Here is a 22,145-nt window from a genome sequence, read left to right on the forward strand (position 1 = left end):
CGGCAAAAGAAAGAATGCCAAGTCCAAAACTAGAGATTGGTGCACCAGGCATTGCCGAGGCGCACCCGCCGCCAGTATGGCCGCCGACAGTTGGTCTTTTTGCAGGGCCGGGTTGGTCTTTGCACGTTGCCGGAGGGACAATGCTGGAACACTTCGACGCCCTGCATGCGGTTGCCGGCCTGCTGGTCGGCATTCTGGTGGGCTTGACGGGTGTGGGCGGCGGCTCTTTGATGACGCCGATCCTGGTGCTGATCTTCGGCATCAATCCCGGCACGGCCGTGGGCACCGACCTGCTGTTTGCCTCGCTGACCAAGATCGTCGGCTCCACCGTGCATGGCAAGCGCAACACCATCGACTGGCCGATCATGGCCCGGCTGGCCGCGGGCAGCGTGCCCGCCGCGATTGTCGCGCTGGTCGTGCTGTCGTGGGCGGGCAAAGTGGGCAAGCAGACCAGCCACACCATCCTGCTCGTGCTCGGGGTCATGCTGGTGCTCACGTCCATCGCCACGCTGTTCCAGAAGCGCATCGTCGCGCTGGCGCGTGGGGTGGAGGCAACGCAGGTGGGGCAGGGCACGGCCGATGTCGCCAAGCCGGTCTGGGCCACGGTGGTGCTCGGCGTGGTGCTGGGCGTGCTCGTCTCGATCTCGTCGGTAGGGGCGGGCGCGATCGGCGTGACGGCGTTGCTGATGCTTTATCCCACGCTGCGGATTTCCCGCATCGTCGGCACCGACATTGCCCATGCCGTGCCGCTGACGCTGGTGGCCGGTTTCGGCCACTGGATCATCGGCGATGTCAATCTGGCGCTGCTGGCGGCACTGCTGCTTGGCTCCATCCCCGGCGTTATCGTCGGCAGCCTGTTGTCCACCCGCGCGCCCGACCGTATCCTGCGCCCGGCGCTGGCCGCCGTTCTGCTGATATCCGGGATCAAGTTGCTGAGCTGATGGACACGACGACGACGTTTTTCGAGAGTTTCGACGGCACGCGCCTGGCGCTGCACGAAGTGGCGCCGGAAACCGGCCATGGGCGCCCGGTGATCCTGCTGCACGGGCTGTTTTCGTCCGCCCAGGTCAACTGGATCAAGTTCGGCACGGCGGCGCAACTGGCCGCCGCCGGGTTCCGGTGCCTGATGCCCGATCTGCGCGCGCATGGGCAAAGCGCGGCGCCGCATGGGGCGCAGGCCTATCCCACCGACGTGCTGGCGCGCGATGCGCAGGCACTGGTGGCGCATCTGGGCCTCGATCACTTCGATCTCGTCGGCTTTTCGCTCGGCGCGCGGACGGCGGCGCGCAGCGTGATCGCGGGCATGGCGCCGCGCCGCCTGGTGCTGGCGGGCATGGGCCTGGAAGGGCTGGCCGGCTGGAACCATCGCATGGCCTTCTTCCGCAAGGTGATCGACGGGTTCGGCACGTTCCGCCATGGCGATCCCGAATACCTGTCACAGCAGTTCCTCAAGACCAGCGGGATCGACCGCGTTGCCGTACGCGAACTGCTCGGCGCGATGGAAGATACCGATCCGGCGGCGCTGGCAGCGATCACCATGCCCACGCTGGTGCTGTGCGGAGACCAGGACAACGACAACGGCAGCGCCGACAAGCTGGCGCAGGCGCTGCCCGACGCGCGGCGCGCCACCATTCCCGGCACGCACATGGGCTGTGTCACGCGGCCCGAGCTGGGCGCGGAACTGGTTTCATTCCTCACCACTTCGGCTTGACCTGAGGGCGTTTGGGCGGCACCCCATGGGACACAAGCCGGGCGGCAAGCCCGGCTCGTGTCCCCAGGGAGTGCCCCTTTCATGAAAACCCTCGTTTCAACCATGGCGCTGGTGGTGGCCGCGCTGGCCGCGCCGGCTGCCATCGCTGCGCCAGCCGCACCCGCCACCGCAGCCACCGCCACCCCTGCTGATGTCGATGCCTGGCTGGCCCAGGCCGACAAGGCCTATGCCGAGCAGACAGTCACCTCGGGCCGCGCCGAATGGGTCTATGAGACCTATATCACCGACGACACCGCGCAGATCACGGCAGACGCCGGCGCGACGATGAGCAAGCTTCAGGTCGCCCAGGCCAAGCAGGCCGCCGAATTTGCCAAGGTGCCCGGCCTTTCGCCCGAAACCCTGCGCAAGCTGACGATGATCCGCACCCAGATCACCAGCCCGGCGCCCTCCACCCCCGGCGCGGCGGAAGAGTTCTCCGCGCTCCAGGCGCGTATCCAGGGTCTTTATGGCAAGGGCCATGGCACCCTGCGCGGCCAGCCGATCAACGGCAGCGACATCGAAGAGGCGATGGCCACCGATCGCAATCCCGACGAGCTGAAGGAAATGTGGCTGTCGTGGCACGACAGCGTCGGCACGCCGATGAAGGCCGATTACGTGCGGATGGTGGACATCGCCAATGCCGGCGCGCGCGAGCTGGGCTATGCCGATACCGGCGCCTTGTGGCGCGCGAACTATGACATGAGCCCCGACCAGTTCGCGGCCCTGACCGAAAAGGTCTGGGCGCAGGTCCGCCCGCTCTACCAGCAGTTGCACTGCTATGTGCGAGGCAAGCTCAACGCCAGGTATGGCGACGCGGTGCAGCCCAGGAAAGGCCCGATCCGCGCCGACCTTCTAGGCAACATGTGGGCGCAGGAATGGGGCGGCATCTATGATCTCGTCGCGCCGCAGGGCGCGGGCGACATCGGCTATGACCTGACCAGCCTGCTCAAGGACAAGGGCTATGACCCGCTGAAGATGGTCAAGACCGGGGAAGGGTTCTACACCTCGCTCGGCTTCCAGCCGCTGCCCGCCACGTTCTGGCAGCGTTCGCAGTTCACCAAGCCGCGCGACCGCGAGGTGGTGTGCCATGCCTCGGCCTGGGATCTCGACAATGTCGACGATCTGCGCGTGAAGATGTGCATCAAGGTGGATGCCTCTGACTTCGTGACGATCCACCACGAGCTGGGCCACAACTTCTACCAGCGCGCCTATAACCAGCAGCCCTCGCGCTGGTACATGGAAGGCGCCAACGATGGCTTCCACGAAGCGATCGGCGACACCATGGCCCTGTCGATCACGCCCGATTACCTGGTCAAGCTGGGCCTGCTTGATCCCGCCCGCGTGCCGGGGCCGGACAAGGATATCGGCCTGCTGCTGCGCCAGGCGATGGACAAGGTGGCGTTCCTGCCGTTCGGCCTGCTGATCGACCGCTGGCGCTGGGGCGTGTTCTCGGGCGAGATTGCCCCGGCCAACTATGAAAAGGCGTGGAACGACATGCGCCTAAGCTATCAGGGGGTGGTGCCGCCGGGGCCGCGCGGGGCCGATGCTTTCGATCCGGGGGCCAAGTATCACGTGCCGGCGGGCGTGCCCTATACCCGCTATTTCCTGGCACGGATCCTGCAATTCCAGTTCTACGAAGCGGCCTGCAAGGAAGCCGGCTGGAAAGGCCCGCTGCATCGGTGCAGCTTCTATGGCAATCCCAAGGTGGGCGCCAAGCTCGACGCCATGCTCAAGATGGGCGCGTCAAAGCCCTGGCCCGACGCGCTGGAAGTCTTCACCGGCACGCGCGAGATGAGCGGCGGGGCCATGCTGCGCTATTTCGCGCCGCTTTCGGCCTGGCTCAAGAAGCAGAACGCGGGACAGGATTGCGGCTGGTAAATCCCGCAGCGCAACCGGGCATGGCATGCCTTGATGGAGGCCGGATTCTTCGCGAATCCGGCCTCTGTTGTTGTGCGGCGCAGCGTAACTTCACGATTTCACTGGGTGAATTTACACGCTTGCCAGTCGTGGGCGAGTGTGAGACGCTTTCCTCAACAAACAAGAACATGTTTTTTGAGGATGCTGGGGATGGAAATCAGACTTCCCGCCATTGCCTGCGCCGTGATCGGCGGCATCATGCTGGCGACCGCGCCCAGCGCCCGGGCGGAAACGGTTTCGGCCATGACGCCGGCCAGCGTGGTCACCGCGCTCAAGGCGCAGGGCTATCAGGCCACGCTGGGTGAGGATTCCTCGGGCGATCCGCTGGTCACGGCCGATATCGGCGGCTGGCGTTCGCAAGTGGTGTTCTACGATTGCAACGAAGTAACCCACGCGGCTTGCCAGTCGTTGCAGTTTTCCAGCAGCTTCCACCCGGAACGGCCATTCGACGCGGAAAAGGCCGTGGCCTTTGTCAACGCCAACCGCTTTGGCGCGGTCTCGGTGGCGGCGGACAAGTCCGTCACCGTGTCGTGGGACGTGATCACCGGCAGCGGCATCGACACCTCGGTCTTCGCCATGGTGGTCAAGTCCTATCGCATGGCGCTCGATTCGATCGGCAGCGAAGTGTTCCTCGCCAGCGGCCACCCGCAACTGGCCAGCGCCGCGCGCTGAGCGCGCGCCACCTGACCGAGCTATGGGGAGAGCGGGACGCGAGCCGTTCCATCCCTGCGGGCTGATCTTGTCGAAGCCTTCCGGCTGCCAATCTTCCCGCCGCTTAGCGCGGCTTCCGGGGCGTAATCGTCGCCGCCTTGGCTGCGCGCCGGCTCTTGCGGCGTTCATAGAGAGCCTTGGCCACCAGGCCGCCGCCGACGAGAATGGCGCCGGGCACGGAGCGGGTGGCCACGCGGGCAATCGCCGTGCCGACCAGGCTGCCGGCAAGCGAGGGTGCCGGCAGCAGGCCACCGGGGCGGCGCAGCGGCAGGGCCTTGCCCAGCACGCGCCCGGCCATGCCACGCCCCGCCACACTGCGCGCCAGCAATGCGCTGCCTGCGCTCATGGCAATGTCGGTGAGGATCAGCGTGGTCAGCGGCGTGCCGCCAGCCTTGTCCTTTGGCGCTTCTTCTGCGGGCGCAACAGTGCCTTTCGCCGGCGCCGCAGTGGTCTCGCCAGTGGTGCCGGTGGCGTCAGTCGCCCCGTGCTGATCGATCTTGGCCGCTTTGCCCTTGGAAACCATCTGTGGACGCCCCGTATGCCTTGCAGGCCCGCGGCAAGACCCGATTACCTGGGCTGCGGCGGGCGGTTACTTCTTGCGGCCGAAATCGACCGTGACGACGTTGGAGCCGTCGTCGCTGCGTTCAACGGCGGGCTTGTCGGAAGTTTCCCCGTCGAGCGCCGAAGAATCGTTCTCGGCGTCCTCGTGGCCTTCCTCGTCCAGATCGTCGGCGGCCTGGAATTGCAGGCCGAAATCCACCGCCGGATCGACAAACGCGGTGATCGCGCGGAATGGAATGATCAGCGTGGATGGTACCTGGTTGAAGCTCAGCCCCACCGAGAAGCTGTCTTCCTCCACCTTCAAGTCCCAGAACTTGTTCTGGAGCACGATGGTCATCTCGTCGGGGAAGCGTTCCTTCAGGCGGTTGGGGATCGAAACCCCCGGCGCCCCGGTGCGGAACGTGATGTAGAAGTGGTGCTGGCCGGGAAGCATCCCGCCGGATGCCTCCACCTGGCCCAGGACGCGGCCTACCACGGCGCGCAGGGCTTCCTGCACGATTTCGTCGTAGGGGATCAGGCTGTCGGGCGTTTCGCTCATATCCAGCACAACTGGCGCTGGCACGGGCGCGGGTCAAGAGGGAGAGATTGATTCTCGCCCCTCTGGGCGTATAGGCATGCGCCATGCGCACCGGATCGATCACCCGCACCACCGCCGAAACCGACATCAAGGTCAGCGTCAACCTCGATGGCACCGGGGTCTATGACGTGAACACCGGGGTCGGTTTCCTCGATCACATGGTCGAGCAGTTCTCGCGCCATTCGCTGATCGACGTGACGCTGCACGTGAAGGGCGATCTCCACATCGACGCGCACCACACCGTGGAAGACAGCGCGATCGCGCTGGGCCAGGCGATCGCCCAGGCCCTGGGCGACAAGAAGGGCATCACCCGCTACGGCTCCACCTACGCCCCGATGGACGAGGCGCTGGCTCGCGTGGCGCTGGACATTTCCGGCCGCCCGATCCTGGTGTGGAAGGCTGCGTTCAGCCAGCCGCGCCTGGGCACGATGGATACCGAGATGTTCGAGCACTGGTTCCAGTCGCTGTCGCAGGCGGCCGGCATCACGCTGCACATCGAATGCCTCTATGGCACCAACAACCACCACATCATCGAGGGCATCTACAAGGGCTTTGCCCGCGCCATGGCCCAGGCCATCGCGATCGACCCGCGCAAGGCCGATGCCATTCCCTCCACCAAGGGGATGCTGGGTGGCTGAGCGGCTCGCCCTGATCGATTATGGCGCGGGCAACCTGCGCTCGGTGGCCAATGCGCTGAAAGTGGCCGGGGCCGACGATGTCCTGCTGACATCCGATCCCGATGCGGTGCGCCGGGCCGATCGCGTGGTGCTGCCCGGCGTTGGCGCCTATCGCGCCTGCGCGCAGGCCTTGCGCGGGGTGGCCGGCATGATCGATGCGCTGGAAGAGCGCGTGCTGGTCGACGGCGTGCCGTTCCTGGGCATTTGCGTGGGCATGCAACTGCTTGCCTCGCGCGGTGTGGAGCACGGCGTGACCGAGGGGCTCGACTGGATTCCCGGCGAAGTGCGCCTGATCGAGCGGACCGACCCGGCGATCAAGGTGCCGCACATGGGCTGGAACGATGTTTCGCCCATGCATCACGCCGATGGCGCCGCGCTGATCAAGGGTGGCGAGGCCTATTTCCTGCATTCCTACCACTTTGCCGTGGAGCAGGGCAGCGACGTGGCCGCGCTGACCGACCATGGCGGCGGCCTGGTCGCGGCGGTGGCGCGCGACAACATCCTGGGCGTGCAGTTCCATCCGGAAAAGAGCCAGGCCTATGGCCTGGACCTGCTGTCCCGTTTCCTCGCCTGGAAGCCCTGAACAAGGGGCAGGCGGAGGAACTGCCAGGCGCCTGACGCTTTCCTGACCATATGCATTCAGGAACAACGACAGGAGCAGGCATGGCCATCGCAACGCGGAACATCGGCGCGCGTGGGGCGGCGGCATGACGGCGTTTCCCCATGATCGTCTGGTGATCACGCCCCATGTGATCGATCTGGCGCGTTCGCCGCTGGCCGGGCATTTCGACGCCGAGACTTATGTGCTCGGCGCGTTCAATCCGGGCATGACGGTGCTGCCCAATGGCAATGTGCTGTTGATGGTGCGCGTGGCCGAGGCGCTGCGCGAGCCCGTGCGCGACGGCAAGGTCCACGCCATTCGCTGGGACGGCGATGGTCGCGAAATCGGCGGGCAGGCCTTTGGGCGCTACGTACTCGATGCCTGGCCGCTGGAACTGGTGGACACGCGCGATCCGCGCAAGTTCATGGTGCCCGGCGGTGGCTGGAAAGTCATGGCGCTCACCTCGCTGTCGTGGTTGCTGCCGGTGGAAATGACGCCGGACGCGATGGACATCGTGGCCATCCACTATGACAAGGCCATTGCGCCGCAAGGTCCGTGGCAATGCTATGGCCTGGAAGACGCGCGGATTTCGCGCGTGGCCGAGGGGCAATATCTGATGACCACCTGTTCGGTCAGCCCGGAGCGGCATTCCACCACGCTCTATTCCTCCAACAACGGCCTGGACTGGACGTTCGAGGGGCTGGTCCTCGATCACCAGAACAAGGACATGCTGATCTTTGAAGGCTTGGTGAACGGGCAGTACTGGGCCCAGACGCGCCCGCTGGGGGACTTGTGGTTCGCCTATCCCCCTGGCAGCCCCTGGCGGGCCGGCCCGTCGATCAACCTGGCCACCTCGCCCGATGGCCGCCACTGGAAGCCGCACCTTTCGCCCCACATCCGCCCACGCACCGACAGCACCGCCAGCGCGCGCATGGGCGGCGGCGCGCCGCCGATCCTGACCGAAGTGGCCGGCCGGCGCGGCTGGCTGAGCCTGTGGCACGGGGTGGAACCCAAGGAAATCGTCGGCGTCTACCGCACGTTCTGGACGCTTCTCGATGAAAACGATCCGACCCGCGTCCTGGCGCAGGGCGAGGCGCCGCTGCTGGAACCCGATGCCGAACTGACCCGGCCGCTGGAAGACCTGCTCTATCTGCGCGACGTGGTCTTCACCACCGGCGTGATCGACCAGGGCGACCGCTTCATCATCGCCTCGGGAGAAGCGGACCTGGCGTGCCGGATCACCCATGTGCCCAAGGATGCGATTGGGTAAGCGGCTGGAATGGGGTTTGAAATCAGGCATTTTCTCCCCTCCTCTTCAGAGGAGGGGCCGGGGGTGGTGCCGGGCCTTGCGCGAGGTATCCACCACCCCCCAACCCCCTCCTCTGAAGAGGAGGGGGCGTAAGCGAACCGTTCGCCCTGAGCTTGTCGAAGGGCACCCGCGCAGCGCCAGAGCAAAACCCGTTGGACATGGCCGCGCGCGATGCTAGGCGCGCGGCCATGATCGTATTTCCCGCCATTGACCTCAAGGGAGGTCAGGTCGTCCGCCTTGCAGAAGGCGATATGGATCGCGCCACCGTCTATGGAGACGATCCCGCGCACCAGGCCCGCCTGTTTGCCGAGGCAGGTTCGCAATATCTCCACGTGGTCGATCTCGACGGCGCCTTTGCCGGCGAAGCGCGCAATGCCCAGGCGGTGGAAAGCATTCTCAAGGCCTTTCCCGGCCATGTGCAACTGGGCGGCGGCATCCGCAATCGCGTGGCCGTGGACGGCTGGTTCGACCTTGGCGTGTCGCGCGTGGTGATCGGCACGGCCGCGCTGAAAGACCCGCAGTTCGTCAAGGACATGGCCAAGGCCTATCCGGGCGGGATCGTGGTGGCGGTGGACGCGCGCGACGGCATGGTCGCCACGGCCGGTTGGGCCGATGTCTCGGACGTGTCGATCGTCGACATGGCCCGCCGCTTCGAGGATGCCGGCGTTGCCTCGCTGCTGTTTACCGACGTGGGCCGCGATGGGCTGCTCAAGGGCTGCAACATCGAAGCCACGGTCAACCTCGCGCGGGCCACGCGCCTGCCGGTCATCGCCAGCGGCGGGGTGAAGGGCATCGATGACATTGCCATGCTGAAAGTGCATGAAGCCGATGGTATCGAAGGCGTGATCACCGGCCGCGCACTCTATGACGGGCGGCTCGATCTGGCCGCCGCGATCCAGATCGCCGAACGCTAAAAGCCAAGGCAACGAAAGGCGCCCCTGTCATGACCGTGCGTGTCCGTGTCATTCCCTGTCTCGACGTGGCCGAGGGCCGCGTGGTCAAGGGCGTCAACTTCGTCGACCTGCGCGATGCCGGCGATCCGGTGGAGCAGGCCCGCGCCTATGACGCGGCAGGGGCCGACGAATTGTGCTTCCTCGATATTTCCGCCACGCACGAGGGGCGCGGCACGCTGCTCGACGTGGTCGCCCGCACGGCGGAAGTGTGCTTCATGCCGCTGACCGTGGGCGGCGGCGTGCGCGCGGTGGAAGACGCGCGCGCCCTGCTGCTGGCCGGCGCGGACAAGGTTGCGGTCAACAGCGCGGCGGTGGCCCGGCCCGAGCTGGTGCGCGAGATTGCCGAGAAATTCGGCGCGCAATGCGTGGTCGGCTCGGTCGATGCGCGGCGGGTGGCGCCGGGCAAGTGGGAAATCTTCACCCACGGCGGGCGCAAGGGTACCGGCATCGATGCCCTCGTCCATGCCGAGCGGCTGGCCAGCCTGGGCGCGGGCGAACTGCTCGTCACGTCGATGGATGGCGATGGCACCAAGGCCGGTTATGACCTGGAACTGACCCGCGCGATTGCCGATGCGGTGCCCGTGCCGGTGATCGCCAGTGGCGGCGTCGGCACGCTCGATCACCTGGTCGCGGGCGTGACGCAAGGCCATGCCAGCGCGGTGCTGGCCGCGTCGATCTTCCATTTCGGCACCTATTCCATTGCCCAGGCCCATGCCGCGCTGCGCGCCGCCGGCCTGCCGGCGCGGGGCTGACACAACCGGGACGGGCACCGGACAGGGGCTTGACCCATGCCCCGCGCCGTTCCATGCCCCCGCCATGGACCAGACCAACGCGACCCTCGCCCGCCTGGAAGCGACCATTGCCGCGCGCCGCAGTGCCGATCCCGATGCCAGCTATGTCGCGCGCCTTCATGCCAAGGGGCTGGGCAAGATCGCCCAGAAAGTGGGCGAAGAGGGTGTGGAGACCGTCATTGCCGCGCTTTCGGGCAGTGCGGACGAACTGGTTGGCGAGGCGGCCGATCTCGTCTTTCACCTGATGGTGCTGCTCGGCGCGCGGGACGTGCCGTTCGCCCGCGTGCTGGCCGAGCTGGACCGCCGCGAAGGGCTTTCCGGCCTGGCGGAAAAGGCCGCGCGCCCGCGCGATTGAGGCTGTTTCACAAGTCTGAAAACTTCACCATATCGAACCATCTGCGGGAGCCTGTCCCATGCCGATCGATGCCACGCTGCCCTATGACGATCAGAACGTCTTTGCGAAGATCCTGCGCGGGGAAATTCCCTTGAAGAAGGTCTACGAAGACGCCTTCGCCCTGGCGTTTCACGACATCGCGCCGCAGGCGCCGGTGCATGTGCTGGTCATCCCCAAGGGGTCTTATGTAAGCTGGGACGATTTTTCCGCCCATGCGCCGGCAGAGCTGATTGCCGGTTTCGTGCGCGCGGTGGGCAAGGTGGCGCGCGATCTCGGGCTCGTGGAGCCGGGCTATCGCCTGCTGGCGAACCTGGGTGGCCATGGCGGGCAGGAAGTGCCGCACCTGCATGTCCACCTGTTCGGTGGCGCGCCGCTTGGGCCGATGCTGGTTGGTTAATCCTTTCGCAGTGCAGCACTATGGGGTAACACCTATCCCGGCATTCCGTCGCAACGCAGGCACACTTCGTCCATGACCGGCCCGGACATTCCCTCTGGCTGCCTCGACGGCAAGGTCCATCGCTTTGCCGTGCGCGTCTATTACGAAGACACCGACCTGTCGGGCGTGGTCTATCACGCCAACTACCTGCGCTGGTTCGAGCGCGCACGGTCTGACCTGTTGCGCCTGATCGGCATCGACCAGCGCCGCGCCCACGAAGCGGGCGAGGGCGCCTTTGCCGTGGCCGACATGGCGCTGCGCTATGCCAGCCCGGCGCGGCTGGACGATGGCGTGGTGGTCGAAACCCGTCTTGCCGCGCTGAATGGCGCCAGTTGCACCCTGCTTCAGCAGGCGTTCAGGCAAGAAATCCTTCTTTGCGCCGCGCGCGTCCGCGTCGCCTTTGTCACGCCAGGGGGACGGCCGCGCCGTCTGCCGCGCGCGTGGCACGATGCCTTTGCCGCCCTGATTGACTCCGCACAGGATCTTGAGAAAGCCCCATGACTTTGGCCCTTCTTGCCGCCGCCGCAAGCGTGACTGCCGGCGCCCCGACCCGCCTCAACCCGGTCGCCCTGTTCCTGCATGCCGATATCGTGGTGCAGATCGTGATGAGCGCGCTGGTGCTTGCCAGCGTGTGGGTGTGGATGATCATCGTTTCGTTCAGCCTGCGCATGGCCGGTGCGCGCCGCCGGTCCGACCGCTATGAGCAGGGGTTCTGGGACGCGCGCGACATCGACGCCTATCACAAGGACAACGGCAAGGGCGACGTGCCCGCCGCCCGCGTGGTCAGCGCCGCGCTGGGCGAATGGCGCCGCTCCACTGCCGGCAAGAACGTGGACCGCGAAGGCACCCGCCAGCGCCTGCAAGTGGCGATGGACAGCGCGGTGGCAGCCGAGACCGACCGCCTGTCGGGCCGCCTGAATTTCCTGGCCACGGTTGGCTCGGTGGCGCCGTTCGTGGGCCTGTTCGGCACGGTCTGGGGCATCATGGACAGCTTCTTCAACATCGGCGCGCAGGCCAATTCCTCGCTCGCGGTGGTGGCGCCGGGCATTTCCGAAGCGCTGTTCGCCACGGCGATCGGCCTGGTCGCGGCGATCCCTTCGGTGATTGCCTACAACCGCTTCAGCAACACCGTGAACCGCTTCGAAGCGCGCCTGTTCCGCTTTGCCGACCGGTTCCACGCCACCCTCAGCCGCGAGCTGGAGCAGTAAGCCATGGCCATGAACCTGGGCCAGGGCGGGAGCAGCGGAGGCGGCCGCCGGCGCCGCTCACGCGGCGCGCCGATGGCGGAAATCAACGTCACGCCGCTGGTGGACGTGATGCTGGTGCTGCTGATCATCTTCATGGTCACCGCGCCGATGCTGACCGCCGGGGTGCCGATCGACCTGCCCGACAGCAAGGCCGAGGCGTTGCAGGAGCAGAAGCACGAGATCACCATCAGCATGGATGGCCAGGGGCGCATGTTCCTGGATGACCAGGAACTGGCACCGGGCGAACTGGGCGAGCGGCTGGCTGCCGTGCAGAAGCCCGAAGGCAAGGCACCGCTGGTGACGCTGCGCGCGGACAAGGCTCTCGATTATGGCCGGGTCATGGCCGTGATGGGCGAACTGAACGCCGCCGGGTTCAAGCAGATCTCGCTGGTCAGCAATGGTACGGCAGGTGGCGGGGAAGCCGCCACGGCGCCGGCAGCGGAAAGCCAGCCCTGATCCCCATGGCGACGCGCGATCCCCTTGATCCCCAAACCACCGGACTGCACCGGGAAGAGGCCCTGGCGCTGGGGCTGGCGGTGGCGGCGCACGCGGCGCTGATTGCCGCGCTCACGCTGTCTCCGCCGGGCAAGAGCATCAAGCCGCCGCCCGAGCGCATGGTGGTGACGATTGCCGACCAGGTGGCCGATACCGCCACCTCGCCCGATCCCAATGCCCAGGCCGCGCCCGACGTGGCGCCGGAACTGGGCGAGCAGCAGGCCGCCGCCGAGCCCGAGCCAGCGCCGCCCGCGCCTGTGCAGAAGCCGCAACCGGCGCCGCCCCAGCCGACTCCCCCTAAGCCGGCGCCGCCAAAGCCCGTTCCGCCGCAGCCCGCACCCCGGCCGCAGCCGGCGCCCCGGCCCGTGCCGCGCCCGGAACCAAGGCCGCAGCCTGCGCCGCCTAAGCCGGCCCCGCCCAAGCCTGCGCCTCCCCGGCCTGCACCTGCCAGGCCGGCTCCGGCCAAGCCCGCGCCGGCCAGGCCTGCGCCCGAAGCGCCGCGCCATGCCGAGCACGCGCCGGGCCGGGCCACGCCTGCGCCCACGCCGCCGCACAAGGCGCCACAGGGCGGCAACCGCATCGGCAAGGATTTCCTCGCCGGCGTGCCCAGCACCAGCAACCCTGGCACATCGCGCACGCCGCCGGCGCAGACCGCCGGACCTGACGTGCGCGCCTCGCTCGGCATGGCACTCTCGCGCCAGATCAAGCCGCACTGGCTCGGCCCGTCCGGCGTGGACGTGGACAAGCTGGTGACGGTGGTGGCCTGGAACCTCAATCCCGACGGGTCGTTGGCCGGGAAACCGGTGGTGGTATCGCAAAGCGGGATTACCGACGCCAACCGTGCCCAGGCCCGGCGCCACGCCGAACTGGCCATCCGCGCGGTGGAACTGGCCGCACCGTTCGATCTGCCGCCGCAATACTACAATAGCTGGAAGCGCGTTTCGGCGTTTCGCTTTGACTGGAAGCTGTCGCAATGAAGCCTTTGTCCTTCGCCGTTTTTGGCATTTTCCTGGCAGGCCTTGGCGCTGCCCCGGCCCTGGCGCAGCAGCAGGCGCTGCCCGCCTCCAGCGCACCTCAGGCTGCGCCTACCGCCGCCGCGCCCGACGATGGTGGCCTGACCGGCTCGGTAACCGGCGAGGGCGCCTGGCAGGATCTGGGCGTGGCGATCCCCGCGTTCCCCACCGACAATCCGGTGCCCACGGCGGCCGAAGGCGGCAACACCGGCGCCCTGGGCAAGAGCCTGGCGCAAGTGGTCTACAACGATCTCAAGAACAACGGCCTGTTCAAGCCGACCGGGCCAGATGCGCTGCCCGGCATTGCCTATTCCGAAGTTTCGGCCCCCAATTTCGGCAATTGGCGCGCTCGCTCGGCCGAAATGCTGGTGCAGGGCTTCGTGCGGGCCGCGCCCGACGGGCGGCTGACGGTGGGCTGCTATCTCTATGACGTGGCGCTGGGCAGCGAACTGGCGCGCCAGGGCTATGTCGTGCAGCCGGCCGACTGGCGCCGCGCCGCGCACAAGTGCGCCGACATGGTCTATTCGCGTCTTTCCGGCGAAAGCCCGTTCTTCGACAGCAAGATCGCCTATATCGCCGAGACCGGCCCCAAGGACCACCGCCGCAAGCAACTGGCGATCATGGATTCCGATGGTGCCAACCACCGCTTCATCACCAATGGCCAGGCCACGGCGCTGACCCCGCGCTATTCGCCCGATTACCAGCAGATCGCCTATCTGTCGTATCTCAACGGCAATCCACGCATCTATGTCTATGACATCGGCACCGGCACGCAGCATCTCGTGCTGCAAAGCCGCAACCCCACGTTCGCCCCGCGCTGGTCGCCCGATGGCAAGTCGCTGCTGTTCTCGATGGCGATCGGCGGCAATACTGATATCTATCGCATTCCCGCCACAGGTGGCGAGCCGGTGCGGCTGACCAACACGCCGGGCATCAATGTCGGCGGCTCCTATAGCCCCGATGGCAAGCGCATCGTGTTCGAAAGCGATCGTTCGGGCAGCCAGCAGGTCTACGTGATGAACGCCGACGGCACCGACCAGAAGCGCATCAGCTTCTTCGGTGGCCGCGCCGCAACCCCGGAATGGAGCCCGCGCGGCGACCAGATCGCGTTCACCTGCATCTGCGGCAACCTGCGCGTGGCGGTGATGAACCCGAGCGGCGGCGACATGCGCTTCCTGACCAATAGCTGGCAGGACGAGGCGCCGACCTGGTCTCCCAATGGCCGCATCGTGCAGTTCTTCCGCACCGAAAAGAACACCGGCCATACCTCCATCTGGCAGGTCGACCTGACCGGCCGCAACGAACGCAAGCTCAATACCCCGGTCGATGCCTCCGACCCGGCCTGGGGTCCTGTCTTGCCGTAACCGGTGCAGCCTTCGGGCTGCGCCATCCCTCTGACCCTACCGTTTTGTGCCCCTGCAAAACTTTCTCATCCGCCCTGAGGAGAATATCATGAAGCGCACACTTGTTGCCGTCACCCTCCTGGCAGGCAGCATTTCGCTGGCCGCCTGTTCGTCGAATTCGGCGAAGAACCGCACGGCCGCCGAACTGCCGCCGCCGCCGGCTTCGTCCACCACGACCACGCCGCCGCCCGCGCCAACTGGCCCGGCTGCCGGCAGCCAGGCCGATTTCGTCGCTTCGGTGCAGTCGGACACCATCCATTTCGACACCGACCGCTACAACGTCGATGCGCAGAGCCAGGCGATCCTGCAAAGCCAGGCACAGTGGCTGGCGCGCTACCCCAACAAGCGCGTGACCATCGAAGGCCACTGCGACGAGCGCGGCACGCGCGACTACAACATCGCGCTGGGCGAACGCCGCGCCAATGCTGCCAAGAACTATCTGATCAGCCTGGGTATCGACGCCAGCCGTATCAGCACGGTGAGCTATGGCAAGGAACGCCCGATCGCGCTGGGTTCGGACGAAGCGGCCTGGGCGCAGAACCGTCGCGCGGTGACGGTCACCATCCAGTAAGGGACGGCTTGCGCCGGAGGGCCGCCGGCGGTTAAGAGCGAATCCGTCTTAGAGGGGGCGCCTTGTGCGGCAGTGGCCGTGCGGGGCGCCCCGTCCGCGTTTGGAGAAAGTGGCAGGGCCGATGGCACGGCAAGGGCGATCCACCGACTGGGGCTTTCCCCGTTGGCGCGGCTATGGCAGCGCGCGCGAGGCCGTGAACGTGCGCCTGTGCGACCGCGCCGGCTGCAACGAGCCTGGCAACTGCCCGGCGCCCAAATCGCCCAACAGCCCCGATCGCTGGTATTTCTGCGAAAAGCATGCGGCCGAATACAACGCTGGATGGGACTATTTCGCGGGCCTGGACAAGGAAGAGGCCGCCGCGCGCGAGCAGGCCGAACGGCGCACCAACGAAGGCTATCGCGATGCCTCGTGGAAAGCCTGGGCCGGGCCGGGCGACGGCAGCCGCAGCCGCGATGAACTGCGCGCGCTCGAAGCCTTGGGGCTCGATCCCGATGCCGCGTTCGAAGATGTGCGCAAGGCCTGGCGCACCCGCGCCAAGGAAGTGCACCCCGACGTGCGCCCCGGCGACGAACAGGCCGCGGCCGAATTCCAGAAGCTGCAACTGGCCTACGAAGTGCTGCGCGCGGCCGAGGAACGGCGGACGTGGAAGGGCACGGCCGGATAGGGACACTTCGGGGGGAGGAGGCAAAGGCTGTGGCCAAGGTTCGGTTCGATTGGGAAGATGCGCTGGGGCTGGACAGCCAGTTGACCGGCGAGGAGCGGATGATCCGCGATGCCGCGCGCGCCTTTGCCCAGGATCGCCTGCAATCCCGCGTGATCCAGGCCTTTGCCGACGAGACCACCGATCCCGAGATCTTTGCCGAAATGGGCGCGCAGGGCCTGCTCGGCGTGACTCTGCCCGAACGCTTTGGCGGGGCGGATGCCTCCTATGTCGCCTATGGCCTGGTGGCGCGCGAGGTGGAGCGGGTCGATTCCGGCTATCGCTCGATGATGAGCGTGCAGTCGAGCCTGGTGATGCATCCGATCCATGCCTATGGCTCTGACGCGCAACGCGAACGCTATCTGCCCCGGCTGGCGCGGGGCGAGGCGATCGGCTGCTTCGGCCTGACCGAGCCCGATGCCGGATCGGACCCGGGCGGGATGCGCACCCGCGCCGAGAAGATCGACGGCGGCTATCGCCTCAACGGCACCAAGACCTGGATTTCCAACGCGCCGATTGCCGATGTCTTCGTGATCTGGGCCAAGAGCGACGCGCATGGCGGGGCGATCCGGGGCTTCGTGCTGGACAAGAGCACCAAGGGGCTTTCGGCGCCAAAGATCGCTGGCAAGATTTCGCTGCGGGCCTCCGTCACCGGGCAGATCGTGATGGAGGACGTGGTCGTGCCGGAGGAGGCGCTGCTGCCCGGCGTGGAAGGGCTGAAAGGGCCGTTCGGCTGCCTCAACCGGGCGCGCTACGGCATTGCCTGGGGGGCGATGGGCGCGGCCGAATTCTGCTTTGCCGCCGCGCGCCAATATGGGCTGGATCGGCACCAGTTCGGCCGTCCGCTGGCCGCGACGCAGCTTTACCAGAAGAAGCTGGCCGACATGCTGACCGAGATCACCCTGGGCCTGCACGCGGTTCTGCGGCTGGGGCGGATGATGGACGAAGGCGCCTGCCCGCCCGAGGCGATCTCGATCCTCAAGCGCAACAACGTGGGCAAGGCGCTGGAGATTGCCCGCATGGCGCGCGACATGCACGGCGGCAACGGCATTTCCGGCGAATACCAGGTGATCCGCCACATGGTGAACCTGGAAACGGTGAACACCTATGAAGGCACGCACGATATCCATGCCCTGATCCTGGGCCGGGCGATTACCGGAATCCCGGCGTTCTGAGCCAGGCCCTCTGCCCGGCGCAAATGCCGCAGGCTACACGGCCAAGTGGTTGACAAGGCTAGTCCATGGCTTTGATGGTGCCTGGCGCAGGGATAACCGCGGGGGCGGAAAGCATGGGGTTGCGATGAAGCATGGCGTGATGGCGGTGGCTTTGTTGGCGGGCGCAATGGCGTGCCCGGCTCTGGCCCAGGCCAAGGGACTGGGCGTGGAAGCCACGGGCGGCAAGGCCGATGGCGAGTGGGGCGCGGAACTGGGCGCCAGCTACAGCATGGGGTTTGGCCCGTTCACCGTGCGGCCGGTGGTGGGTGCGTTCATTCCCACCGAGGATGGGGCGAGCACGTCGGTCTATGCCAAGGGCGAGGCGACGTTAACCATTCCGGCCGTCGCCGAACTCGGCCTGGGCGCGCGCCTGGCCCATGAAAAGGTGCGGGCCTATGCCCTGGCGGCCTTTCCGATCATGCCCAAGTTCAAGCTGACCTTGCAGGGCGGCGAGCACTATGGGGCGGCTGGCCTGAGATTTTCATTCTGATCCAAAATTCGCCAATGGCGAATTTTGGGTTCGGCGCCGGCCCGCTCCCGTCCCGAAGGCACCGAAAACGTCCGGGGGACGTTTTCGCTGAGGGGGCCGACCTCCCATAGGGTACTATCGTTGGGAGGCCGGGTGGGGGAGCGGGCCGGCGCTGAACCATTACAACTCCGTCAACGACGGAGTTGTAATCAAACAACCACCGCCTGGCCCAGGCCGGGCTCGAACACCGACCAGCCGGTGGCCTGCACCAGGCGTTCCAGCGCCAGGGTGCCGGCCAGCGAATTGCCGCGCTCGTTGAGGCCGGGCGCCCATACGGCAATGCTGGCCACCCCCGGCGCGATCGCCAGGATGCCGCCGCCCACGCCCGATTTGCCGGGCAGGCCGGTGCGGAACGCGAATTCGCCCGATCCGTCATAGTGCCCGCAGGTGAGCATCAGCGCGTTGATGCGTCGTGCCCTTTGCGGCGAGACCACGCTGCGCCCGGTATCGGGATTTTGCCCGCGCGCCATCAGATAGCGCCCAGCAAGCGCGAGCTGACGGCAGCTCATCGCCAGGGCGCACTGGTGGAAATAGAGGCCCAGCACCTTTTCCACCGGATGGCGGATGTTGCCGAAGGCGCGCATGTAGTTGGCCAGCGCCATGTTGCGATAGCCGGTCTCCTGCTCGCCGCGCGCGACGTCCTCGTCCACCACGATGCTGTCATCGCCAGCCAGGGCGCGCACGAAGCGCAGCATCTCGCCGATCGCCTCGCGCGGTTCATAGCGGCCGAGCAGGATATCGCTGACCACGATGGCCCCGGCATTGATGAACGGATTGCGCGGGATGCCGTGTTCGCTTTCCAGCTGGACGATGGAATTGAACGCGCTGCCCGAAGGTTCGCGCCCCACACGCTGCCACAGCGCATCGCCCACCGCGCCCAGCGCCATGGTCAGGGCAAAGACCTTGGAAATGCTCTGGATCGAAAAGGGGACGTCGGCGTCCCCCGCCTTGTGGCAGGTGCCATCGGCCATGACCGCGGCCATGCCGAAGCGATCGGGGGCGATGCCGGCCAGCGCGGGAATGTAGTCGGCCACTTTGCCCTTATCGGGCAGTGCGCGCATTTCCTCGGCAATGTCGCGCACGATGGCGCCCAGATCGGCCATGGCATCCTCCTGGTCCGTGCCGTTCCACAAGCTGCGCCGGCGGGCAAGTGCGGGATAGCCAGCGCAGGCTGTTAAGGGTTATGGGCCGGGCCATGGAACCTCTCACCGTTGCCGCGCTCTATCAGTTTGCCCCCTTTGCCGATCCGGCGGCGCTACGCCCGCCGCTGCTGGCGCTGTGCCAGGAGCAGGGCATCAAGGGCACGCTGCTGCTGGCCGGGGAAGGGATCAACGGCACCATCGCCGGCCCGGCACAGGGCATTGCCGCCGTGCTCGATCACGTGCGCGCATTGCCCCATTGCGCCGGGCTGGACGTGAAGTATTCCACCGCCGCCACGATGCCGTTTGCGCGGATGAAAGTGCGCCTCAAGCGCGAGATCGTGACGATGGGAGTTGAAGGGATCGATCCGCTCGCCAGTGTCGGGACGTATGTCGAACCGCAGGACTGGAATGCCCTGATCGCCGATCCCGACACGATCGTGATCGACACGCGCAACGATTATGAAGTGGCCGTGGGCACGTTTGCCGGGGCGATCGATCCGCATACGCGCAGCTTCCGCGAATTCCCCGCCTGGTTTCGTGGGCAGCGCGAGGCCCTGCTGGGCCAGGGGCGCACGCCCAAGGTGGCGATGTTCTGCACCGGCGGGATTCGCTGTGAAAAGTCCACCGCCTTTCTCAAGAGCGAAGGCGTGGAGCAGGTCTATCACCTGAAAGGTGGCATTCTCAATTACCTGGAACACGTGCCCGAGGCGGAAAGCCTGTGGCAGGGCGAATGCTTCGTGTTCGACGAGCGGGTGGCCATCGGCCATGGCCTGGCGCCCGGCAGCCACGTGCTGTGCGGCCCCTGCGGTCGCCCGGTGGACGCCGCCGGCCAGCAATCGCCACGCTATCGGCCGGGCGTGTCTTGCCCGGCGTGCCATCAGGATGGTGATCAATAGGGGAAGTGGTCGGGGAGACAGGATTCGAACCTGCGACCCTCTGCTCCCAAAGCAGATGCGCTACCAGGCTGCGCTACTCCCCGACACGGAGACCGCCCTTAGGTATGCTGCCCGGATCGCGCAAGCGGGAAGTGCGCGATAACGGTGGATCAGGCTGCCACGCTGAAGCGCGTGGCATAGCGCTGGCTGATCTGTTCGACCGGGAGCACGACGCAGACGTCCACGGTGTTGAACGCATGATCGATGAACGCGCCATCGCCGAAGCGGGCGCCGCAGCGCAGGTAGCCCTTGATCAGCGGCGGCAGGGCCAGCATCGCGCGGCGCTCGTCATAGCTGCCGCGCGGCAGGCGTTCGAGCGCCACGGCGCAACCGGCGTTGGGGCGCACCTGCGGGCGCTGCGCGGCCGGGGCCAGGCAGGTGTGCGCCAGCAGCGACAGCGCCGGGGCATGGGCATCGGGGTCTATGCCGGGAAACGAGGCGCAGCCGAACATCAGGCCGATATCGTGCGCCGCGATGTAATCGGCGATGCCACGCCACAGCAGCGAGATCGTCGCGCTGGTGCGAAACGCCGGCAGTACGCAGGAACGGCCTAGTTCGAGCAGTTCGCCACCCACCCGGCCTTCCCCGGCCATGAGCGGAGCGAGATCGAATTCGCCGGCGCTGTAGAACCCTTGCGCGGCGCGGGCGACGCTTTCGCGCAGCAGGCGATAGGTGCCCACCACCGCGCCATCGGCGACCAGCGTGCCGGGCTGGTCTTCGTCGATCACCAGCAGGTGATCGCACAGCGCATCATAGGGATCGGCATCGAGCTGATCGAGCAGGCCCTGGGCGCGGGCGCCCATCTCGTCGAAGAACACCTGCCAGCGCAGATGCTGCACCGCCGCCAGATCGGCCGCATCGCGCGCCAGGCGCACGGCCAGGCGGCGCGGCCGCTTTTCGATCCCGATCACATCACCCATGCCTTGCGCCCTCCGTTCGGAACGGTTTAGCGCGTGGGCATGACGCCGATTTTGCAGAACGATGATGGTCTTGCGTCAATTGCCGCCGCGCTGTCGCGCCGCTGTCGCAATTGCGGGGAAGTATCGACCGGGGGAAAGGGTTTGGTAGGCCCGGCAGGATTTGAACCCGCGACCTAGCCGTTATGAGCGGCCAGCTCTAACCACTGAGCTACGGGCCCCCGTTGCGCTTCCTGCCGTTAAAGCGCCGCCGCGCACTTGGCAAGAAAGCGTGTGCATGCGCGCTAAATCTGCGCCGCCTGCATGATTTCCTGCACCCCGGCCGGCTTGATCCCGCAGCGCTGCAAATGGCTGAACACCGCGCGCCACCAGTCATAGAGCTGATCGAGTTGCCGGGCGTCGCGCACATAGGGCGTGTGCCCCGGGCGCAGCGAAGGGCTGTGGAACGAGAAGACCAGGATCGGCAGGCCATCGGCGAGGCTGAGGTCGATGCAGCGGATCGCCTCGGCGGGGGTCACGCCTTCGGGCGTGAGGGGCACGCGGTTCATCAGGCCGGTCCGGGCCATCGCTCCGCGCAGGCGCGGCACCCGCCACAGGCGCGGGAACAGCCATGGCCCCTGGCGCCGCAACAGGCCGGAAAAGACCGTGGTCAGCGGCAGTTCCATCAAGCCGCCGACCTTGTCCACCCACCAGGGATGCAGCGGCAGTTCGGTGAAATCGGGGCCGCCCTGGCTGGAATAGTCGAAATGGCTGCGCACCGAGGTGTCGATGGCGAGGCCGGATTCGGCCAGGATCTGCGCCGTTGCCGGCCCCACGCCATAACGCCCGGCGCGATAGATGCGCGGCGCATCGCCAAAGGCAGTGGCGATCGTGTCGCGCAGCTTGACCAGCTTGGCCCGCTCCAGCGCCGGGGGCAGGTTGCCGGCAAAGCTGTTGTAAACAGTCAGGTCTTCGCGATGCGGCGGATTGACCCAGGGGTGGAGCTGGATGCCGATTTCGGCACGCCCGGCGCACACCGCCGCGCCCAGGGCATCGGTCACGGCCGGATCGCTGGCGATGGGATAATCGATCAGATAGACCGGCGCGACGCCGAAACTTTCGCAGAACTGCTGGAACTTGGCGAGGCGCGGCACGTGGCCCAGGCCATGGCCGGTGCGCTCGAACGGCTTGGCCCAGTCGAATTCCTCTTCGGTGTCCACCGTGACGATGAACCGCTGGCCAAAATCGGGCGCAAAGCGGACGCGCGCCTCGGGCAGGGGTGGGGCGGTGATCCGCGCCGGGGCCTGGTGGCCCTGTTCCGCA

The 22,145-nt window shown here is 66.9% G+C and carries 26 protein-coding genes and 2 tRNA genes; 21 read left to right on the forward strand and 7 right to left on the reverse strand.

Annotated features, from left to right (window positions below; genetic code table 11):
* Positions 1-140 precede the first annotated feature (140 nt).
* From IE191_RS09750 to IE191_RS09765, 4 genes are all read left to right on the forward strand, one after another.
* A complete protein-coding gene (locus tag IE191_RS09750; protein WP_191324169.1) occupies positions 141-941 on the forward strand; it encodes a sulfite exporter TauE/SafE family protein in 801 nt (266 codons plus the stop codon).
* The gene (locus IE191_RS09755; protein WP_191324170.1) at positions 941-1,711 is read left to right on the forward strand and encodes an alpha/beta fold hydrolase; all 771 of its coding nucleotides are present in this window, start codon (positions 941-943) and stop codon (positions 1,709-1,711) included. The genes IE191_RS09750 and IE191_RS09755 overlap by 1 nt, the downstream gene beginning before the upstream one ends.
* An 81-nt stretch (positions 1,712-1,792) precedes the next feature.
* Positions 1,793-3,628 (forward strand): M2 family metallopeptidase, encoded by a 1,836-nt coding sequence (locus tag IE191_RS09760; protein WP_191324171.1) that lies wholly within the window; start codon positions 1,793-1,795, stop codon positions 3,626-3,628.
* A 189-nt stretch (positions 3,629-3,817) separates the two neighbouring features.
* Positions 3,818-4,339: a YbjN domain-containing protein gene (locus IE191_RS09765; protein WP_191324172.1), complete on the forward strand. Its 522-nt coding sequence runs from the start codon at positions 3,818-3,820 to the stop codon at positions 4,337-4,339.
* 103 nt (positions 4,340-4,442) lie between these two features.
* On the opposite strand, the gene IE191_RS09770 is transcribed toward IE191_RS09765, so the two are convergent.
* Positions 4,443-4,901 (reverse strand): hypothetical protein, encoded by a 459-nt coding sequence (locus IE191_RS09770; protein WP_191324173.1) that lies wholly within the window; start codon positions 4,899-4,901, stop codon positions 4,443-4,445.
* A gap of 66 nt (positions 4,902-4,967) precedes the next feature.
* Positions 4,968-5,477, reverse strand: a complete 510-nt coding sequence (locus IE191_RS09775; protein ID WP_191324174.1) for an SspB family protein — start codon at positions 5,475-5,477, stop codon at positions 4,968-4,970.
* A gap of 83 nt (positions 5,478-5,560) precedes the next feature.
* Between IE191_RS09775 and hisB the strand changes: the two genes are divergently transcribed.
* The 16 genes from hisB (at position 5,561) to IE191_RS09855 (ending at position 17,810) form a co-directional block, all read left to right on the forward strand.
* Complete coding sequence (gene hisB / locus IE191_RS09780) at positions 5,561-6,154, forward strand: imidazoleglycerol-phosphate dehydratase HisB (protein ID WP_191324175.1); 594 nt, start codon at positions 5,561-5,563, stop codon at positions 6,152-6,154.
* Positions 6,147-6,776: an imidazole glycerol phosphate synthase subunit HisH gene (gene hisH, locus IE191_RS09785; protein WP_191324176.1), complete on the forward strand. Its 630-nt coding sequence runs from the start codon at positions 6,147-6,149 to the stop codon at positions 6,774-6,776. The genes hisB and hisH overlap by 8 nt, the downstream gene beginning before the upstream one ends.
* Before the next feature lie 124 nt (positions 6,777-6,900).
* Positions 6,901-8,064: a glycoside hydrolase family 130 protein gene (locus IE191_RS09790; RefSeq protein WP_191324177.1), complete on the forward strand. Its 1,164-nt coding sequence runs from the start codon at positions 6,901-6,903 to the stop codon at positions 8,062-8,064.
* Positions 8,065-8,291: 227 nt separating this feature from the next.
* Positions 8,292-9,017 carry a 1-(5-phosphoribosyl)-5-[(5-phosphoribosylamino)methylideneamino]imidazole-4-carboxamide isomerase gene (gene hisA, locus IE191_RS09795; RefSeq protein ID WP_191324178.1) on the forward strand — a complete coding sequence of 242 codons (726 nt, stop codon included), beginning with the start codon at positions 8,292-8,294 and terminating at the stop codon, positions 9,015-9,017.
* A 29-nt stretch (positions 9,018-9,046) separates the two neighbouring features.
* Positions 9,047-9,808 (forward strand): imidazole glycerol phosphate synthase subunit HisF, encoded by a 762-nt coding sequence (gene hisF / locus IE191_RS09800; RefSeq protein WP_191324179.1) that lies wholly within the window; start codon positions 9,047-9,049, stop codon positions 9,806-9,808.
* Between the two features lie 64 nt (positions 9,809-9,872).
* The gene (locus IE191_RS09805; protein ID WP_191324180.1) at positions 9,873-10,202 is read left to right on the forward strand and encodes a phosphoribosyl-ATP diphosphatase; all 330 of its coding nucleotides are present in this window, start codon (positions 9,873-9,875) and stop codon (positions 10,200-10,202) included.
* Positions 10,203-10,260: 58 nt separating this feature from the next.
* Positions 10,261-10,638, forward strand: coding sequence for a histidine triad nucleotide-binding protein (locus IE191_RS09810; protein WP_191324181.1), 378 nt, complete (start codon positions 10,261-10,263; stop codon positions 10,636-10,638).
* A gap of 72 nt (positions 10,639-10,710) precedes the next feature.
* Positions 10,711-11,178 (forward strand): tol-pal system-associated acyl-CoA thioesterase, encoded by a 468-nt coding sequence (gene ybgC, locus IE191_RS09815; RefSeq protein WP_191324182.1) that lies wholly within the window; start codon positions 10,711-10,713, stop codon positions 11,176-11,178.
* The gene (gene tolQ / locus IE191_RS09820; protein WP_191324183.1) at positions 11,175-11,885 is read left to right on the forward strand and encodes a protein TolQ; all 711 of its coding nucleotides are present in this window, start codon (positions 11,175-11,177) and stop codon (positions 11,883-11,885) included. Before ybgC ends, tolQ begins: the two co-directional genes overlap by 4 nt.
* Positions 11,886-11,888: 3 nt before the next feature.
* Positions 11,889-12,380, forward strand: a complete 492-nt coding sequence (tolR, locus tag IE191_RS09825) for a protein TolR (protein ID WP_191324184.1) — start codon at positions 11,889-11,891, stop codon at positions 12,378-12,380.
* 5 nt (positions 12,381-12,385) lie between these two features.
* On the forward strand, positions 12,386-13,396 hold the full coding sequence (tolA, locus tag IE191_RS09830) for a cell envelope integrity protein TolA (RefSeq protein WP_191324185.1): 1,011 nt from the start codon (positions 12,386-12,388) through the stop codon (positions 13,394-13,396).
* Positions 13,393-14,796, forward strand: a complete 1,404-nt coding sequence (gene tolB, locus IE191_RS09835) for a Tol-Pal system beta propeller repeat protein TolB (RefSeq protein WP_191324186.1) — start codon at positions 13,393-13,395, stop codon at positions 14,794-14,796. The genes tolA and tolB overlap by 4 nt, the downstream gene beginning before the upstream one ends.
* A gap of 88 nt (positions 14,797-14,884) precedes the next feature.
* Entirely contained in the window at positions 14,885-15,406 is a 522-nt protein-coding gene (gene pal, locus IE191_RS09840; protein ID WP_191324187.1) for a peptidoglycan-associated lipoprotein Pal, read from the forward strand.
* Positions 15,407-15,527: 121 nt separating this feature from the next.
* Positions 15,528-16,070 carry a J domain-containing protein gene (locus tag IE191_RS09845; protein WP_191324188.1) on the forward strand — a complete coding sequence of 181 codons (543 nt, stop codon included), beginning with the start codon at positions 15,528-15,530 and terminating at the stop codon, positions 16,068-16,070.
* A 29-nt stretch (positions 16,071-16,099) separates the two neighbouring features.
* Positions 16,100-17,281 carry an acyl-CoA dehydrogenase gene (locus tag IE191_RS09850; RefSeq protein WP_229815227.1) on the forward strand — a complete coding sequence of 394 codons (1,182 nt, stop codon included), beginning with the start codon at positions 16,100-16,102 and terminating at the stop codon, positions 17,279-17,281.
* Between the two features lie 139 nt (positions 17,282-17,420).
* Entirely contained in the window at positions 17,421-17,810 is a 390-nt protein-coding gene (locus IE191_RS09855) for a hypothetical protein (RefSeq protein ID WP_191324189.1), read from the forward strand.
* 188 nt (positions 17,811-17,998) lie between these two features.
* On the opposite strand, the gene IE191_RS09860 is transcribed toward IE191_RS09855, so the two are convergent.
* The gene (locus IE191_RS09860) at positions 17,999-18,952 is read right to left on the reverse strand and encodes a glutaminase (protein ID WP_191324190.1); all 954 of its coding nucleotides are present in this window, start codon (positions 18,950-18,952) and stop codon (positions 17,999-18,001) included.
* Between the two features lie 92 nt (positions 18,953-19,044).
* On the opposite strand from IE191_RS09860, the gene trhO reads away from it, so the two are divergent.
* Positions 19,045-19,887 (forward strand): oxygen-dependent tRNA uridine(34) hydroxylase TrhO, encoded by an 843-nt coding sequence (gene trhO, locus IE191_RS09865; RefSeq protein ID WP_191324191.1) that lies wholly within the window; start codon positions 19,045-19,047, stop codon positions 19,885-19,887.
* Between the two features lie 6 nt (positions 19,888-19,893).
* Here the strand turns inward: trhO and IE191_RS09870 are convergent.
* The 4 genes from IE191_RS09870 to IE191_RS09885 all read right to left on the reverse strand — a co-directional run bounded on the left by IE191_RS09870 (position 19,894) and on the right by IE191_RS09885 (position 22,114).
* A tRNA-Pro gene (locus tag IE191_RS09870) sits at positions 19,894-19,970 on the reverse strand.
* A 66-nt stretch (positions 19,971-20,036) separates the two neighbouring features.
* Positions 20,037-20,846 carry a GNAT family N-acetyltransferase gene (locus IE191_RS09875; protein WP_191324192.1) on the reverse strand — a complete coding sequence of 270 codons (810 nt, stop codon included), beginning with the start codon at positions 20,844-20,846 and terminating at the stop codon, positions 20,037-20,039.
* A gap of 142 nt (positions 20,847-20,988) precedes the next feature.
* Positions 20,989-21,064, reverse strand: a tRNA-Ile gene (locus tag IE191_RS09880).
* A 63-nt stretch (positions 21,065-21,127) separates the two neighbouring features.
* Entirely contained in the window at positions 21,128-22,114 is a 987-nt protein-coding gene (locus IE191_RS09885) for a polysaccharide deacetylase family protein (protein ID WP_191324238.1), read from the reverse strand.
* Between the last annotated feature and the right edge of the window lie 31 nt (positions 22,115-22,145).

The sequence above is a fragment of the Novosphingobium pokkalii genome, from assembly GCF_014652855.1.
Lineage (GTDB): Bacteria > Pseudomonadota > Alphaproteobacteria > Sphingomonadales > Sphingomonadaceae > Novosphingobium > Novosphingobium pokkalii.